Source organism: Hyalangium sp. (assembly GCF_045802625.1).
Classification (GTDB): domain Bacteria; phylum Myxococcota; class Myxococcia; order Myxococcales; family Myxococcaceae; genus Hyalangium.
Map to the genome: position 1 here is coordinate 51,573 of NZ_JBJMQP010000212.1, position 15,670 is coordinate 67,242.

Genomic DNA, 15,670 nt, shown 5'->3' on the forward strand with positions numbered 1-15,670 from the left:
TTGCTTGGGGAGCTAGCGGAGGCGCGGCAGCACCGGCGAGCGCACTCGGTGGGTCCGGGCGTACTCGATCAGATTCTTGATGTCGTAGCAGATCTGCCGGATGTCGTGCCCCATCGTCAGCTCGATGTGGCTGTTGCCCTTCACCGGCCGCCACAGCAGGTACTCGCTCTTGGCGGCGCGGTAGACGCTCCGAGTGGACTCCACCGAGGCCAGCGGATCCAGATCCCCGAAGATGATGGCCATGGGGATCGTGATCTTGGAGAAGCCGCGCTTGAAGTCGTAGTCGGTGCGGTAGCAGACCATCTCCCCGCGGCGGATCCACCGGGCGAACTGCTCCAGCACCTTGCGAGGCTCTCGCTCGCCTCCCTCGCGCAGCAGCCAGCGGATGTCCTGGCCGCTCACCCGGGCGGGGTTGCTCAGCCTGTTGATGCGCGCGGCCAGCCGCTCGTAGAGCGGGTGCCCCTCGGCGCGGGCCATCTGCTTCTCGGCGAACTTCAGCCACGTATCCACGGGCACGTAGTTGAAGCGCGAGGCCTTGGGGTCCGCCTGGGGCTCCAGCTTCTTGCCCAGCTCGCGGTTGAGCACCTTCGCCCCGCGCGCCAGCAGCGAGCGGCCCAGGTGGCCCAGCTTCTCCTGAGCGTTGAGCCCCGCCAGCGTCATGTCCACCATGCCGCCCAGGGCTGGCGCGCTCATGGCCAGCGCCTTGAGCATGAAGAAGCCCCGGCCCAGGTCCGCCGGCGAGCCGATGGTGATCAGCCCCTCGAAGTCGTCGTGGATGCCGGCGTAGCCGTAGCCCAACATCCCGCCCATCGAGTGGCCGCAGTAGAAGATCTTGTCCCGCCGGGTGATGCGCTTCACCCCGGAGACGGCCGCCGGCAAGTCGTAGAGGAAGTAGCTGTCGATGTCCCAGCCGTAGTCCAGGTCCGGCGGCAGCGGCCTGCGGAAGCGCGTGGCCCGCTCGCGCTGCAGCTCCAGCGAGCTCTTGCCGTGCCCGCGCAGCTCCAGGATGTGGATGTCCACGCCGAAGAAGAGCAGGTTCTTCACGAACTGGCCGCTCGTCCACGCGTGCCGGTTCTGCGAGAAGCCGTGCACCAGCAGCAGCACCTCGCCGAACAACGGCTGCGCGAAGGGCTGCTTCACCGGCCGGTAGCGGGTCATCATCAACGACCAGCCGTCCGCCGTCTCCACCACGTACTTCGTCTTCTGATAGAGCGCCCGGAAATCGACCTCGTCAACGGTCGGTAACCGCGGACCTGGAGCTGCGGTTCTCCAATCATCCGGCAGGCGCATGTCTGAAATTTACTTCCCCTGATGCAATGCGCCAAGGCTTTGGCCCAGGCGAGCCCGGGCTGCTCCCACCAGAAACAAGGAGCCCGTACATAAGACGACGTCCTCCTCCCTCGCGAGGGCTCTCGCGCCCGCCAGGGCCTCGTCCAGGCTGGCATAGGCACGTACATCCGAGCACAGAGCACGCGCCTCTTCGACGTAGCGCTCGGGCGCCAGGGAGCGCGGAGTGTCCAGGGGCGTGAGGTGGATGGAAGCGCAGCGCGGAAAGAGGGCCCGCATCATCGGCGCGCGATCCTTGTCGGCCACCACTCCGAACACCGCGTGGATCCGCCGCCCGGGGTACAGGCTCTCGAGCGAGGCCAGCAACACGGCCACGCCGCCAGGATTGTGAGCCCCATCCAACACGACGGCCGGTCGCTTGCTCAGCTCCTCTAGGCGCCCGGGCCAGTACGCGGAGGCCAGGCCCGTGCGTGCGGCCTCCGAGGAGACGAGCACGCCCCGCACATCGAGCTGCTCCAGCGCGGCGAGCGCCATGGAGGCGTTCTGCCGCTGGTGAGGACCTCGCAGGGAGATCGACAGGCCGTCCAAGCTCCACTTCTGTCCCCGATAGGTGAGCCCTGCTCCGGGAGCTTCCTCCAGGGTGAAGTCCCTGCCCTCGAGCAGCATGGGAGCGCCCACCTCCCCTGCCCTCCGGGAGATGGCCTCGAGCGCCTCGGGCTCCTGGCGGCTGACCACCACGGGCACGCCCGGTTTGAGGATGCCCGCCTTCTCCCCGGCGATGGCTCCGAGCGTGTTCCCCAGATACTCCATGTGATCGAAGGAGATGGGGGTGATGGCGGTGACGAGCGGCGTCACGGTGTTGGTGGCGTCCAGCCGCCCGCCGAGCCCCGTCTCCAGCACGGCCACCTCCACGCCCTCCTGGGCGAAGTGCCAGAAGCCCAGCACGGTGCCGAACTCGAAGTACGAGAGAGGTGCGGGCGAACTCGCGGCCTGCGGGTAGCGCTCCAGCACCTCGAGGATGCGGCGGCCTAGCATGTCGCGGGGGATCTCCGCGCCATCCACCTGGATGCGCTCGGTGACGCGCTCGAGGTGCGGTGAGGTGTAGAGCCCCACCCGGTGTCCGGCGGCACGCAGCGCAGCCGCCGAAAAGGCACAGGTACTGCCCTTGCCATTGGTGCCCGCCACGTGGAGCGAGCGGTAGCGGCGCTCCGGGTGGCCCAGGGCCTCGAGCGCCACGTGCATGCGCTCCAGGCCCGGCTTGATGACGGACGGGTTGAGCCGGGCGAAGAAGTCCAGCGCCTCGTCGGTTGTCCGGGGCGGCATCATGCGGCGGCACGATACTCCAGTTCATCCCCCAGCAGTCGCCACCTGCGTTGGCACTCCACAGCCGAGCCCACTTCCCTCATGCAGACTCCAGAATCCCTGTTCATCCACGAAGTGGGCCATGGCCCGGCGGTTGTCCTCTTGCACGGCTCGCCAAGCTCGGTGGCCTTCTTCGAGCCGCTCGTGACAGCCCTTCAGAGCCATCGGCGCGTGCTGATCCCCGAGCTGCCTGGCTACGGCCAGAGTCCGCCGCTGGCTGGCCCTCGCCTCTTCGAACGAACCCAGGAGCTGCTCGAGGAGGCGCTGCGCGCCCGGGGAGTCACCCAGGCCGCGGTCGTTGGCTTCTCGCTGGGCTCCTGGCGAGCCCTCCGCCTGGCGCTCACGGGCCGTCTGGAGGTGACTCAGGTTGTAACGCTCGGAGGTTTTGCCGCGTTGGCGCCCGAGCATCGTGACGCCCTGCGCGCGACGGCCGACATGCTCCAGAGGATGCCGGACTTCACGGACCCTGCCTTCCGACGGCCGGTCGCGCTCAACTTCATGGCCCCGGCCTTCGCCTCCGCTCACCCGGAGGCCGTGAGCGAAGTGGAGGCCTGGCTCGACAGCACCACACCCGCGTGGCTCTCCATCGAAGCCCTCTCCACCGCGAACGTGGAGGACCTGCACCCACGCCTTGGCTCCCTGCGCGCTCCCCTCACCGCGCGAGTCGGAGAGCTCGATCGCTCCACCCCTCCGGCCTACAGCGAGCGGATGGTGGCGGCGGCTCCTCACGCGGTGCTCCAGCGTGTGCCCGGCTGCGCCCACGCGCTCCTGCTCGAGGACAGGGAGGGCACTGTCGCCGCGTTGAGGGCCGCGCTCGACGCGTGAGTGCTCAGGGCTCTCCCCCCTTGTCGACGAGCGCCGAGTACACGAGCTGCCGCAGCTGTGAGCGCAGCGGATAGGTGCTCGACGGGAGTAGCTGGGTCATGAACACGACGGTCATCTGCTCGATCGGGTCGACCCAGAACGAGGTGCTCGCCATGCCGCCCCAGTGGTACTCGCCCGTGCTCGACAGCGTGCGGTAGGCGACCGGATTGACGACCACGCCGAACCCGAGCCCGAACCCCACCCCGTCGTACCGCGTCTCGGCGAACAGGGGCCGGCCATAGGTGGCGAGATCCACGCCTCCCGGCAGATGGTTCCGGGTCATGTAACGGACGGTCCGCGGAGACAGCAGCCGCACGCCCTCGAGCTCGCCCCCATTCAGAAGCATCCAGGTGAAGCGCGTGTAGTCGCGCGTCGTCGACACCAGCCCGCCGCCTCCTGACAGCCAGGAAGGCGGCGTCACCTGCTTGCCGGGCGTGTCCATGCGGCCCGGCTGGGTGCGCCCGGGGCTCATGGCGTACAAGGCCGCCAGGCGGCCCTGCTTGTCCTCGGGGCACCCGAAGGAGGTGTCCCTCATCCCGAGCGGGCCGAAGATGCGCTCGGCGAAGAAGGCGTCGAGCGGCTGCCCGGAGATGACCTCGATGAGCCGGCCGAGTACGTCCGTCGCCACCGAGTAGTTCCACTCCGCACCGGGCTGGAACGTCAGCGGCAGCTCCGCCCACGCGCGCACGCATGCGGCGAGATCAAAGCCCTCCGGCGCGCCGGCCTCGAAGCCGCGAAGCCGGTGGATCTCGTCGGTGACGTGCACCCGGTGGAAGCCGTACGTCAGCCCCGCGGTGTGCGTGAGCAGGTGCCACACGCGAATCGGCTCGGTCGCGGGAACGGTGACCGGCTTGGTGGCCGGGCCTCCCACGTAGACGCGCGGCTGCGCGAACTCGGGCAGCCAGCGGCTGACGGGATCGGACAGCTCGAACGCACCCTCCTCCCACAGCATCATCGCCGCGACGGAGGTCACCGGCTTCGTCATGGAGTAGATGCGCCAGATCGTGTCTGTCTCGACCGCGCGGCCCGCCTCCTTGTCGGCGAGCCCATATGAGCTCAGATGCGCCACCTTGCCGTGGCGCGAGACCATCACCTGCCAGCCCGCGAGCCGCCCATCGTCGACGTAGCGGCGGAAGTGCGTGTCGATACGCCGCAGCCGCCGCGCGTCCAGGCCGGCCTCGCCCGGATCGACGTCGATGCCAAACTCCGCCATGCGTTGAATCTCCTCGCGGCGCAGTCTGGCACACGGCGGCCCACGCGCATCCGGAAGCTTCTCTCCGCCAGAAGCCCCCGAGCGCCTCGCCGCGCTTGGGGGTCCTGGGTTGACTCGGAGCAGGCTCCTGTCAGTCGCAGTTCACGTCGTTGTAGGTGTTGAACGGCTCACCCGCGGCGACATTCTGCGGCACGCCCGTGGCGGGGCACGTGGCTTGGACCTGGCCATCCGAGGAGGAGATCATCCACGTATCGGCTTTATCGCTGCCGAGCGTGTTGTCCACGTCGCCCGCGGCATAGGCCAGGAAATCCCAGCTCTCCTCGGCGCCATAGATGCCAGCGGCGTCGGCCATGCCATTCCTGGAGGCATTGGCATTCCAGGTCGGAGAAGCCACCGGCTCCACCGTGAAGAAGGGCGGGAAGCTGGTGAACTTGAACTGGTCCGTCCCCACGCACGTGTCCGTGTTGTGCTGCTGCGAATTGATGCCAGAGCGATCCTCAGAGGAGGAGCAGCCATTCTCGAGGTGGTAGCTGTAACGGTTGCCACGCTCGGGGCTGAAGCCGGTGGAGCGAATGGTGCTGGACGGCATGCGCTGCTGGGTCCGCAGCCCGGTGAACAGGCTCTTGAGGTTGGTGTTCGCCTCGGACTGCCGAGCCCGCGCCTGGAAGCGCACGAAGTTGGGAATCGCAATCGCGGCCAGGATGCCAATGATGGCCACCACGATCATGAGCTCGATGAGGGTAAAGCCGTAGCGGTGACGTCGCGTCGTCATGGGAGTGCTCCTTGTCGTTGCATGTGAAGGGGATGAACTGCGACGAATGGGAAGAGCAATCAGCGGGCCACGCGCGAGGATTCAGCGAGCCCACCAGATTGCTGAGGGTTGGCTCGCGAGCCCCGAGCGCGCGGCGACAAAGCAGGGCAGCTCGGTGACGAGCCTCGGCAGTGACAAGATTTTTCACCGGCCGCGGCGCACGCCGTCACTGAGGCCGTGTGGCTCTCCCTGCGGAGCACGCTGGAACTGGAGGTGCCCTGGCGCTGGCGGGAGTTCGTGTAGACCTTTGGATCTTCTGTGGTAGACGGCACGGGCACGTACTGGCCTGCCAGGCAACCGCGCCCCGAGGAGGGCATCCATGCAGATCGCGAAGGACAGCGTCGTCTCCATCGACTACCGGCTGCACCTGGGAGACGGGAAGATCATCGAGGAGAGCGAGCCGGACGATCCGCTCGTCTACCTGCACGGCTATGAGGAGATTGTCCCCGGGCTGGAGAAGGCCCTGGAGGGCAAGAAGGCGGGCGAGTCCTTGAAGGTGCAGGTCTCCGCCGAGGAGGGCTACGGGGAATACGATCCGGACGGCGTGGAGGAGGTGCCGCGCGAGGACTTCCCGGCGGATCTGGAGCTGGAGGCCGGCGGCGTCATCAGCGCCACGGATGACGAGGGCGACGAGGTGGACTTCCTGGTGAAGGAACTGCGCGACAAGACGGTGGTGGTGGACTTCAACCACCCGCTGGCGGGCAAGACGCTCCACTTCGAGGTGAAGGTGCGCGAGGTGCGCGCCGCCACCGAGGAGGAGCTCGAGCACGGCCACGCCCACGGTCCGGACGACCACGACCACGACCACTGAGCCGTCCGGAGCCGGTTGGAGCCAACAGTTGGCTCCCACCGGTTGAATCGAGCAGGAGGCTCAGCCCAGCAGCCCGAGGATCTGCCCCAGCTTCGTGCGCAGGTCCTTGCGCGGGACGATGGCGTCGATCATCCCGTGCTCCAGCAGGAACTCGGAGCGCTGGAAACCCTCGGGGAGCTTCTGGCGGATGGTCTGCTCGATCACGCGCGGGCCCGCGAAGCCGATGAGCGCCTTGGGCTCGGCGAGGATGATGTCTCCCAGCCACGCGAACGAGGCCGCCACCCCGCCCGTCGTCGGGTGCAACATGATGGAGATGTAGGGCTTGTTGCCGGTGCGGAAGCGGGCAATGGCCGCCGACGTCTTCGCCATCTGCATGAGGGAGAAGATGCCCTCCTGCATGCGCGCGCCGCCCGAGGCCGAGAAGATCAGCGCCGAGCACTTCAGCTCGTGCGCGCGCTCGAACACGCGCGTCACCTTCTCGCCCACCACCGAGCCCATGGAGCCGCCCATGAACTCGAACACGAAGCAGCCCACCGACACCTGGTGGCCGTCGATCCGCCCCACCCCGGAGATGAACGCGTCGTTCTCCTCCAGGTTCTTGCGCGTGGACTTGAGCCGGTCCTTGTACTTCTTCGAGTCCGCGAACCCGAGCGGATCCTGCGGCTCCAGCTCCTTGTCGAACTCCTCGAAGCTGTCCGGATCCAGCAGGCCCGTCAGCCGCGAGCGCGCCGTCCAGCCGTGGTGGTGCTCGCAGTGCGGGCACACCATCCAGTTCTTCTCCAGCTCCTGCCGGTAGATGATCTCGTCGCAGCTCTCGCACTTGGCCCACAGGCCCTGCATGCGCGAGGGCTGTTCCTCGGCGGTGGGCTCCTGGCGAGTGGAGATACGGGGCTTCTTCGAAAACCAGGCCATGGGAGGCGCGGGGTTAGTCCGGCCGGGAGCGTCCGTCAACCCCTCAGAACTCGAAGGTGTCCCCGAGCTCGAGGATTTCCACTGGCAGTCCGGACAGCTCCCGCTTGAGCTGGCTCACGAAGGCCGGCTTGAGGTGGTACATCAGCACGCTGGTGCCGTTGCGCTCGAACTTGGCCAGCTCGGACTGGACAGTCTGGGGCGTCAGGTGCCCGGACAGATCCGCCAGCTCCTGGAGCGCGTTGGGGAAGCTGGCCTCCAAGAGCAGCGCCTTCAGGTTCTTCACCTGGTTGAGCACCTTCCACAGCTCGTCCGTGGGGCCGGTGTCTCCGCTCATGGCCATGCACGTCTGGCCGTCGGAGATGATGAAGCCGCAGGACTCCACCGGGTGGCTCACCGGGATGGACTGCACGGTGTAGCGGCCCACCTCGAAGGAGCTCCCGGCGCGGAACGTCTTGATGCGCAGCACCGGGTTCTTCTTCGTGGGGATGGAGGTGAAGTCCGGCCAGAGCGAGTTGTTGAACATGTAGTCGCGCAGCGCCTTGGCGCACTCTCGCGACGCGTGGATGGTGACGGGCGTGTCCCGCCGGCCAATCACCAGGTCCGCCAGCAGCGGCAGATCCTTGATGTGATCGAAGTGGCTGTGGCCGACGAGGACGTCGTCCACCTTGCAGAGCTGATCGAGCGTGAGCGTGCTCGTGAGCGCGCCCGCGTCCAGCGCGAGCACGTCATCCACGAGGAAGCATGTGGTCCGGCACGAGGGCAACTCGCCACCGTGGCAGCCAAGGACTTGCAGCTTCACACTAGAGGTCTCCGAACTTCCACTTCATCTCGAGGTACTGGAGAAAGTCGTGCAACCGGGCCGTGTCATACACGGTCAGTCTGTCACCGCTGCGCTCGATCAGCCCGGCCCGCTCGAGGCGATCCAGCATGTGGCGGATGGCAGGTTCCCCTACACCGATCAGCCGGGGGAACTCGCGGATGGGGAAGTCCACCTCGATGCCCTCTTCCATGGGCCGGCCCCGCGTCTGACAGACCTGGAGCACCTGGTGGACCACGCGGCTGGCCGGATCGGACAGCAGCAGGTTCTCGATCTGGGAGTCCGCCTCGGACAGGCGCTCGGCCAGCTTCTTGATCATCCGCACGGCGATCTCGGCGTTGCCGCGGATCATCGCCTCGAACGTCTTGGGATCGATGACCAGGAGCTTGGCGTCCTCCATCACCGTGGCCGTGGCGTTGCGAGGCTTGTTGGAGATGATGGCCATCTCCCCGAAGAACTCGCCGGGCCCGAGCACGGCGAGCACCTTCTCCACGTCCCGTACCTTCTTCGAGATGGAGATTCTCCCGGACTGAAGGACGAACATGTCCTTGCCCGGCTCCCCCTCGTTGAAGAGGACCGTGCCCTTGGGGAACTCCTTGCCGAAACGTTGAAAGAGGGTTTCCTCGGCGCCCATCTGGAGCACGAGTCAACCAGTCCACACCCTCGGGGTCAAATTTCGCGGGGCAGTTTCGTCGGATCAGCCTACTTCGTGGTCGCGGTGAACACCCCGTCCCAGTCCGGTCCCGGACGGTTCCACTTCAGGGTATTGATCTCCTCCAGGTAGCGGCGGCTGGGGGCGTCCTCGGGCCAGAGGGTGAGCACCTGGCGGAATTGGGTCTCGGCCCCGGAGAAGTCCCGGGCGAGGAAGCGCGCCACCCCCGCCTCGAAGGCCTGGATGGCCTCGGCGTCCGCGCCCACGGCGGCGCCCACGGCGCGCAGCTCGTAGATGTCCGTGGGCTCGCGCTTGCCCTTGACGCGCACGACGCCCAGGCGGCGGGCGGTGACGTGGCCGAGCGTCTGGGCGTAGGTGGCGGCGGAGATGAGGATGCGGCTCTCGTACGCCTTGGTGAGCCCCTCGAGGCGGGAGGCCAGGTTCACCGCGTCCCCCATCACCGTGTAGTTGAAGCGGTTCTGGGTGCCCATGTGGCCCACATTCATGAGCCCGCTGTTGATGCCTACACCGATGTCCACCTCGGGCAGCCCGGCGGCGCGCCAGCGGGAGCGCAGCGTCTCCAGCTTCTCCAGGAAGCCCAGGGCGGCGCTGCAGGCGCGCAGCGCGTGATCCGGCTGATCCACGGGCGCGCCCCAGAAGGCCATGATCGCGTCGCCGATGTACTTGTCGAGCGTGCCCCCGTTCTCGAAGATGACGTCCGTCATGGGGGAGAGGTACTGGTTGATGAAGCTGACGAGCTGCTCGGGCGTCATGCGCTCCGAGAGCGTGGTGAAGCCGCGGATGTCGGCGAAGAGGACGGTGAGCTCCTTGCGCTCTCCGCCGAGCTTGAGCTTCTCCGGGTTCTCGAGCACCTGCTCCATGACGCTGACATCCAGGTAGTGCTGGAAGGTGGTGCGCAGGCGGGCCTTCTCGGCGTCCACGGAGAAGTAGCCGAGGAACATGACGGCGAAGGAGGAGGTGACGAGGCTGGCCAGCGGCATCACGGTGGCCACCTGGATGCCGCGGGTGAAGACGAACTGATCCACGGCGAGCCACGCCGCCCCCAGCAGGGCCACGGCCCCCAGCTTCCAGGTGAAGCGCACGCGGGGCAGCAGGCGGGCCAGCAGCAAGGCGGCGCCGAGCATGAAGAGCAGCTCCAGCGGCCGGGCCTCGAAGGGCCGCGTCAGGAAGTCCTGGGAGAGGATGTTGGAGAGGGCGGCGGCGTGGACGTATACGCCGGGCTCGATCTTGCTGAAGGGCGTCACGCGCTGATCGAAGTTGCCCACCAGCGTCACGCCGAGGAGCACCGCCTTGTTGCGCACGGAGGCCGGATCAAAGGAGCCGTCCACCACGTCGGACAGGCTCAGGGTGGTGAAGCTGCTGGCGGGCCCCGGGTAGTTGATGAGCATGAAGGGCTCGTCCTCGGGCAGGGGCACGTGCAGCGGCAGCACCTGCCCGTCCGGCCGGCGCATGCGGGCCCCTGTGACGAGGTGCTCGGGGGCAACGACCACCGGCTCCGCCTGGGAGGACAGGTACGCCGCCGCGGTCTGCAGCTCCAGCGAGGGGATCAGCCCCTTCGGTCCCTCCAGCAGGGCGAAGAGCGGCACGCGCCGCAGGGTGCCATCCGGATCCGGGGCGGTGTTGAAGAAGCCCAGGCGCTCGCTGGCCTGGGCGAGTTGGAGAAGCGGGAGCTGAGCCGACTCCATGCGCCAACTCTTCAGGGTGGCGAGCTCCGCGTTGATCGAGGACTTGGGGACGTCGCCGTGAAACTCGCGGATCAGGCGGGGCTCGAGCATCCGCTGCCACTCCTCGGACTTGCTGGCAAAGCGCTCCCGCTCCTCGCCGGGATAGACGATGACGCCCTGAACCACCCGAGGGGCACGCGAGAGGGCCGCGGCCAGCAGGGCATCCGCGCTGATGGAGGCACGCCTGCGCAGCTCATCCCGGTAGGCGCCGAGGACCGGAGCGCTCTCGGGGGCCTGCTCCAGGGCCCGATCCAGCTCCTGGAGGGCGCCCTGATACGCCTGGGCGCGGCTGTCCACGACCGCGTCGGCGAAGATCATGTCCAGCCCCACCGCTCCGACGCCGGCCTCGTTCAGGCGGTCGATGGCTCGGGCCACGAGATCTCGCGGCCAGGGCCAGAGTCCGAAGCGCTGGGCGCTCTTCTCGTCCACGGCCACGACGACCACGTCCGGGCAGGCGGGCCGAGTGCCCCGGAGGGCGAACTTGAGATCCGTGACGCGGCTCTCGGCGATTTGCACGGCGCGGACGAACAGCGGCGTGGACTGGCCGTCGGCTCGGGTGCCAATGATGGGGGAGGCGTCCACCCACACGTGGAGGGCGCAGAACAGCACGGCCAACCCCAGGGCGAGCGCTTCGAAGCGGAGGCGTGAGAGAAGTGTCTTCATCCGGAAGTGAGGCGCCATGGTAGCCGCAAACGCGACACCTGCGCTTCACCGGGCGAGACAAGCGCCGGGGCTTGCCAGTAGAAGGCCGCCCGTGACGACCTACAAACAGTCCGGAGTGGACATCGATGCGGGCGACGCGTTCGTCGAGCGGATCAAGCCCTACGCCGCGCGGACGGTGCGTCCCGAGGTGGTGGCTGGGGTGGGAGGCTTCGGAGGCCTGTTTGCCCTGCCTCCGGGCAAGTACCGCGAGCCGGTGCTGGTGTCGGGCACGGACGGGGTAGGCACGAAGCTGAAGGTGGCGTTCCTGGCGGGGCGGCACGACACGGTGGGCATCGATCTGGTGGCCATGTCGGTGAATGACATCCTCACCTGCGGCGCCGAGCCCCTGTTCTTCCTGGACTACTTCGCCACCTCGCGGCTGGAGGTGGACGCGGCCTCCGAGGTGGTGAAGGGCATTGCCCTGGGCTGCGAGCAGGCCGGGTGCACGCTGCTGGGCGGCGAGACGGCGGAGATGCCGGGCTTCTACGGCCGGGGCGAGTATGACTTGGCCGGCTTCTGCGTGGGCGTGGTGGAGCGCTCGGAGATCATCGACGGGCGGACGGTGGTGCCGGGGGACGTGCTCATCGGGCTGCCCTCGTCGGGGCTGCACTCGAACGGCTACTCCCTGGCGCGCAAGGTGCTGCTGGAGGATCGGAAGCTGGACTTGAAGGCGACGCCCGAGGGCCTGGATCGGCCGCTCGCGGACGCGCTGCTGGAGCCCACGCGGATCTACGTGAAGGACGCGCTGGCGCTGCTCAAGTCCGTGAAGGTGAAGGGGATGGCGCACATCACCGGGAGCGGGATCCCGGGCAACCTGCCTCGCTGCCTGCCGGACGGGACGCGCGCGGTGCTGAGGGAGAAGGCGTGGAGCCGGCCGCCGATCTTCGATCTGATCTCCCGGCTGGGCGGCGTGGCGCGCGACGAGATGTTCTCCACCTTCAACATGGGGTTGGGGCTCATCGTGGTGGTGGCCAAGGAGGACGTGGCCCAGGCCCTGAGCCTCCTGCACGCCCGGGGCGTGAAGGCCACCGAGGTGGGGCGCGTGGAGAAGGGCCAGGGCGAAGCCACGGCGGTCATCGAGCCATGAGCGCGGCGCGGGCGCGGCTGGGCGTGCTCGTCTCCGGGAGCGGCAGCAACCTGCAGGCACTGCTGGATGCGTGCGCTCAGGCGGACTACCCGGCCGAGGTGGCCTGCGTGGTGTCCAACGTGCCCACGGCGTTCGCGCTGGAGCGGGCTCGCAAGGCGCGCGTGCCCGCGGTGGTGCTGGAGCACAAGGCGTTCAGCTCCCGGGCGGAGTTCGAGAAGGCGCTCGGGGAGGAGCTGAGGAAGGCCGGGGTGGAGTGGGTGTGCCTGGCGGGCTTCATGCGGCTGCTGGGCGCGGACTTCCTGGCGGGCTTTCCGGGGCGGGTGCTGAACATCCACCCTTCCCTGCTGCCAGCGTTCTCCGGGCTGCACGCGCAGCGGCAGGCGCTGGAGCGAGGCGTGAAGATTGCCGGGTGCACGGTGCACTTCGTGGATGCGGGCATGGACACGGGAGCCATCATCGCGCAGGCGGCGGTGCCAGTGCTGCCGGAGGATGACGAGGCGAGCCTGAGCGCGCGGATCCTCCTGGAGGAACACAAGCTCTACCCCTTGGCGGTCCGGCTGGCGGTGACGGGCAAGGTGACGATGCAGGGAGCGCGCACGCGGGTGGACGCTCCGGCCACGCTGGGCGAGCTGAGCCTGCGCAGCCCGGGAGCGCCGCGGTGACGGAGCGGACTCGCGAGGAGCGGCTGGCGGCGTTGCGTGAAGCGCGCGTGGTGCTGGTGAGCGCGTGCCTGCTGGGCGAGGCGTGCCGGTACGACGGGAAGTCGAAGGGCTCGGATCGGGTGATGCGCGCGCTGGAGGGCAAGGAGGTCGTTCCCGTGTGCCCCGAGACGGGAGCGGGGCTCGGCATACCTCGGCCCGCGGTGGAGCTGCGCGGCGGCACGGGCGAGGCGGTCCTGGCCGGACGGGCCCGAGCCGTGGTGGCCGCGACGGGCGAGGACCGCACGGCGGCCTTCCGCTACGGCGCGGAGCTGGCGTTGGAGGCGGCGAAGCGCTTCGGGGCGACGGTGGCGGTGCTCAAGGAGCGCAGCCCCTCGTGTGGCACCCAGGGCACGCAGGTGGACGGAGCGGTGGTGCCCGGAAGAGGCGTCACCGCCGCCCTGCTCCACTCCGCGGGCCTCACGGTGATCAGCGACGAGGAGCTCTGAAAGTCCAAAACCCCCGACATTTGTGCACCGTGAGCCAGCGAGCCGGATCCTGGCTCACCGGCCAGGACCCGGCTTCGGGCATCACACCTCAGGGAGTCACGGACATGTAGGTCCCCGCCTTGGTGTTGTTGTCCTCGATCAGCTCGGAGTGGGCATTGGCCGCATCCGCCACGGCGCCCAGGTAGTACGAGCCCGTGGCGGGAGCGTTGGCGCTCACCACGAGGGAGCGGGTGGTGCATGCGCCGACTGGGAGCGACACCCCCGTCAACCTGCCGAGATAGAAGTCCTCGGGCGGAATGGGAGGCGTGGGCACGCGGATGGTGGAGTCCGCGGAGAAGTAGAGATCCACATCCGTGGTGTCGGTCAGCTGGCCGCGGTTGCACACCGTGATGCTGGCCGAGAAGGCAGCGCCCAGCCTGATGCTGGCAGGGCCCGTCACCGCGGTGACAACGAAGTCTGCCTTGCTCCCCACGCCGATGACGTTGCCCGCCTTGGCGTTGTTGTCCTCGATCAGCTCGGAGCGGGTGTTGTTGGGATCCGCCACGGCGCCCAGGTAGTAGGCCCCGTCCGGAACCGAGGGGGCTGTCACGGACAAGGAGCGGGTGATACACGCGCCCGTTGCGAGGGAGCCGCTCGGCACTGTCCCCAGGAAGAAGTCCTCGGGAGGCCCAGGAGGCGTGGGCACGCGGATGTTGTCATCCGCGGACAGATACAGATCCACACTCGCGGAGTCCGCCATCTGGCCGCGGTTGCACACGGTGACGCTGGCCGTGAAGGCGGCGCCAGGCTTGACGCTGGAGGGACCCGTCACCGCGGTGACGACGAAGTCGGCCTTGGTGCCCACGCCGATGACGTTGCCCGCCTTGGCGTTGTTGTTCTCGATCAGCTCGCTCCGCATGCCATGCGGATCGGCCACGGCCCCCAGGTAGTAGGCACCCTCTGGGACGGAGGGCATCGTCACGACCAAGGAGAGCGTGGTGCAGGCCCCCGCGGACAGGGAAATGTTCGACACCGGCCCCAGGAAGAAGTCCTCGGGAGGCCCGGGAGGCGCAGGCACCTGCACGTTGGTATCGGCGGACAGGTACAGCTCGACGTCGACGGTGTCCGCCATCTGGCCGCGGTTGCAGACGCCCACGCTGAGCGAGACGGAGCTCCCCGGCTGGGCACTGTAGGGTCCCGTCACCGAGGTGATGACGAAGTCCGCCTTGGTGCCCAGCCCCAGCTGATAGCCGGCCAGCACGTTGTTGTCCTCGATCAGCTCGGGCCGAGAGTGGTGCGGATCCACGAAAGCATCCACGTAGTACGGACCGTCAGTGCCCGGAGGAGGCGGCGAGTAGACCTTGCCATTCACGGGTACCGTGACGCACTGGCTGGGGTACAGGTACCCCGTGGGAGCAGTGCCCACAAAAGTGACATCGAGGGGAGCTGGCGGACCCGACGGCCCAGAGGCTGGGAGGGGGACGGCGGACAGGTACACGTCCACATCCGAGGAGTCGGCCTGCGTGCCACGGTTGCAGACCGTGACCTGGGTGCTGAGCAGCTGACCGCTCTGGACACTGGCCGGGCCTGTTACCGCGGTGACGACGAAGTCGGGCCCACTGCCAACACCTATCCGGTAGCCCGTCAGTGCGTTGTTGTCGTCGATCAACTCGGGCCGGGTGCCGTGCGGATCCACGATCGCGCCCACGTAGTACGGGCCGTCGCTGCCCGGTGGGATCAGATAGGCATTGCCATTCACGGGCACCGTGGCGCACTGGTTGGGGTACAGGTAACCCGTCGCAGCCGACCCCACCCAGGAGTCCTTGGGCGCTCCCGAGGACGGATCCGCATCGGCGCGGATGGTGTCATCGGCCGACAGGTACACCTCCACGTCCGTGGAGTCGGCCAGCGTGCCTCGGTTGCAGACCGTCACCTGGGTGCTGAGGGGATTGCCGTTCTGGACACTGGCGGGGCCTGTCACCGACGTGACGACGAAGTCGGGCCTGTTGCCCACACCCATCCGATAGCCCGCCAGCGCGTTGTTGTCCTCGATCAGCTCGGGACGCATCCCGCGCGGATCCACCACGGCGCCCACGTAGTAGGGGCCATCCATGCCCGGCGGCGGCGTATAGGCATTGCCGCTCACAGGCACGGTGACGCACTGGTTGGGGTTCAGCACGTTCGTGGAGGCCGAGCCCACCAAGGAGTCCTCGGGAGGGCCCGGATACGGGTACGCATAGGCGTGGATGGCATCGTCGGTGGACAGGTAGACCTCCACGTC

14 protein-coding genes and 1 pseudogene are annotated in these 15,670 nt (G+C 68.1%); 5 read left to right on the forward strand and 10 right to left on the reverse strand.

Annotation, left to right across the window (positions count from 1 at the left end):
* Positions 1-12: 12 nt before the first annotated feature.
* Together ACJ8AT_RS34730 and ACJ8AT_RS34735 are read right to left on the reverse strand one after the other, a co-directional pair.
* The gene (locus ACJ8AT_RS34730) at positions 13-1,290 is read right to left on the reverse strand and encodes an alpha/beta fold hydrolase (protein ID WP_407742253.1); all 1,278 of its coding nucleotides are present in this window, start codon (positions 1,288-1,290) and stop codon (positions 13-15) included.
* A gap of 9 nt (positions 1,291-1,299) precedes the next feature.
* On the reverse strand, positions 1,300-2,613 hold the full coding sequence (locus ACJ8AT_RS34735) for a bifunctional folylpolyglutamate synthase/dihydrofolate synthase (protein WP_407742254.1): 1,314 nt from the start codon (positions 2,611-2,613) through the stop codon (positions 1,300-1,302).
* A gap of 78 nt (positions 2,614-2,691) precedes the next feature.
* On the opposite strand from ACJ8AT_RS34735, the gene ACJ8AT_RS34740 reads away from it, so the two are divergent.
* Entirely contained in the window at positions 2,692-3,474 is a 783-nt protein-coding gene (locus tag ACJ8AT_RS34740) for an alpha/beta fold hydrolase (protein ID WP_407742255.1), read from the forward strand.
* Between the two features lie 4 nt (positions 3,475-3,478).
* Here the strand turns inward: ACJ8AT_RS34740 and ACJ8AT_RS34745 are convergent, their stop codons facing one another.
* The 3 genes and pseudogenes from ACJ8AT_RS34745 to ACJ8AT_RS34755 form a co-directional block, all read right to left on the reverse strand.
* Positions 3,479-4,726 carry a serine hydrolase domain-containing protein gene (locus ACJ8AT_RS34745; RefSeq protein ID WP_407742256.1) on the reverse strand — a complete coding sequence of 416 codons (1,248 nt, stop codon included), beginning with the start codon at positions 4,724-4,726 and terminating at the stop codon, positions 3,479-3,481.
* A gap of 130 nt (positions 4,727-4,856) precedes the next feature.
* The gene (locus ACJ8AT_RS34750) at positions 4,857-5,399 is read right to left on the reverse strand and encodes a pilin (RefSeq protein WP_407742267.1); all 543 of its coding nucleotides are present in this window, start codon (positions 5,397-5,399) and stop codon (positions 4,857-4,859) included.
* A 2-nt stretch (positions 5,400-5,401) separates the two neighbouring features.
* A pseudogene (locus tag ACJ8AT_RS34755) lies at positions 5,402-5,498 on the reverse strand (prepilin-type N-terminal cleavage/methylation domain-containing protein); the annotation flags it as partial.
* 358 nt (positions 5,499-5,856) lie between these two features.
* Between ACJ8AT_RS34755 and ACJ8AT_RS34760 the strand changes: the two are divergent.
* Positions 5,857-6,348: a peptidylprolyl isomerase gene (locus ACJ8AT_RS34760; RefSeq protein ID WP_407742257.1), complete on the forward strand. Its 492-nt coding sequence runs from the start codon at positions 5,857-5,859 to the stop codon at positions 6,346-6,348.
* A 60-nt stretch (positions 6,349-6,408) separates the two neighbouring features.
* Here the strand turns inward: ACJ8AT_RS34760 and accD are convergent, their stop codons facing one another.
* The 4 genes from accD to ACJ8AT_RS34780 form a co-directional block, all read right to left on the reverse strand.
* Positions 6,409-7,260 (reverse strand): acetyl-CoA carboxylase, carboxyltransferase subunit beta, encoded by an 852-nt coding sequence (accD, locus tag ACJ8AT_RS34765; protein ID WP_407742258.1) that lies wholly within the window; start codon positions 7,258-7,260, stop codon positions 6,409-6,411.
* Positions 7,261-7,303: 43 nt separating this feature from the next.
* Positions 7,304-8,059: an MBL fold metallo-hydrolase gene (locus ACJ8AT_RS34770; protein ID WP_407742259.1), complete on the reverse strand. Its 756-nt coding sequence runs from the start codon at positions 8,057-8,059 to the stop codon at positions 7,304-7,306.
* A gap of 1 nt (position 8,060) precedes the next feature.
* Positions 8,061-8,711 (reverse strand): Crp/Fnr family transcriptional regulator, encoded by a 651-nt coding sequence (locus ACJ8AT_RS34775; protein WP_407742260.1) that lies wholly within the window; start codon positions 8,709-8,711, stop codon positions 8,061-8,063.
* Positions 8,712-8,779: 68 nt separating this feature from the next.
* Entirely contained in the window at positions 8,780-11,137 is a 2,358-nt protein-coding gene (locus ACJ8AT_RS34780) for a CHASE2 domain-containing protein (protein ID WP_407742261.1), read from the reverse strand.
* 91 nt (positions 11,138-11,228) lie between these two features.
* Between ACJ8AT_RS34780 and purM the strand changes: the two genes are divergently transcribed.
* The 3 genes from purM to ACJ8AT_RS34795 are packed head-to-tail and all read left to right on the forward strand — an operon-like array spanning position 11,229 to position 13,410.
* Positions 11,229-12,263: a phosphoribosylformylglycinamidine cyclo-ligase gene (gene purM / locus ACJ8AT_RS34785; protein WP_407742262.1), complete on the forward strand. Its 1,035-nt coding sequence runs from the start codon at positions 11,229-11,231 to the stop codon at positions 12,261-12,263.
* Positions 12,260-12,925 carry a phosphoribosylglycinamide formyltransferase gene (purN, locus tag ACJ8AT_RS34790; RefSeq protein WP_407742263.1) on the forward strand — a complete coding sequence of 222 codons (666 nt, stop codon included), beginning with the start codon at positions 12,260-12,262 and terminating at the stop codon, positions 12,923-12,925. Before purM ends, purN begins: the two co-directional genes overlap by 4 nt.
* The gene (locus ACJ8AT_RS34795; protein ID WP_407742264.1) at positions 12,922-13,410 is read left to right on the forward strand and encodes a DUF523 domain-containing protein; all 489 of its coding nucleotides are present in this window, start codon (positions 12,922-12,924) and stop codon (positions 13,408-13,410) included. The genes purN and ACJ8AT_RS34795 overlap by 4 nt, the downstream gene beginning before the upstream one ends.
* Positions 13,411-13,498: 88 nt before the next feature.
* Here the strand turns inward: ACJ8AT_RS34795 and ACJ8AT_RS34800 are convergent.
* The coding region (locus ACJ8AT_RS34800) for a CARDB domain-containing protein (RefSeq protein ID WP_407742265.1) at positions 13,499-15,670 on the reverse strand (2,172 nt) is incomplete at its 5' end.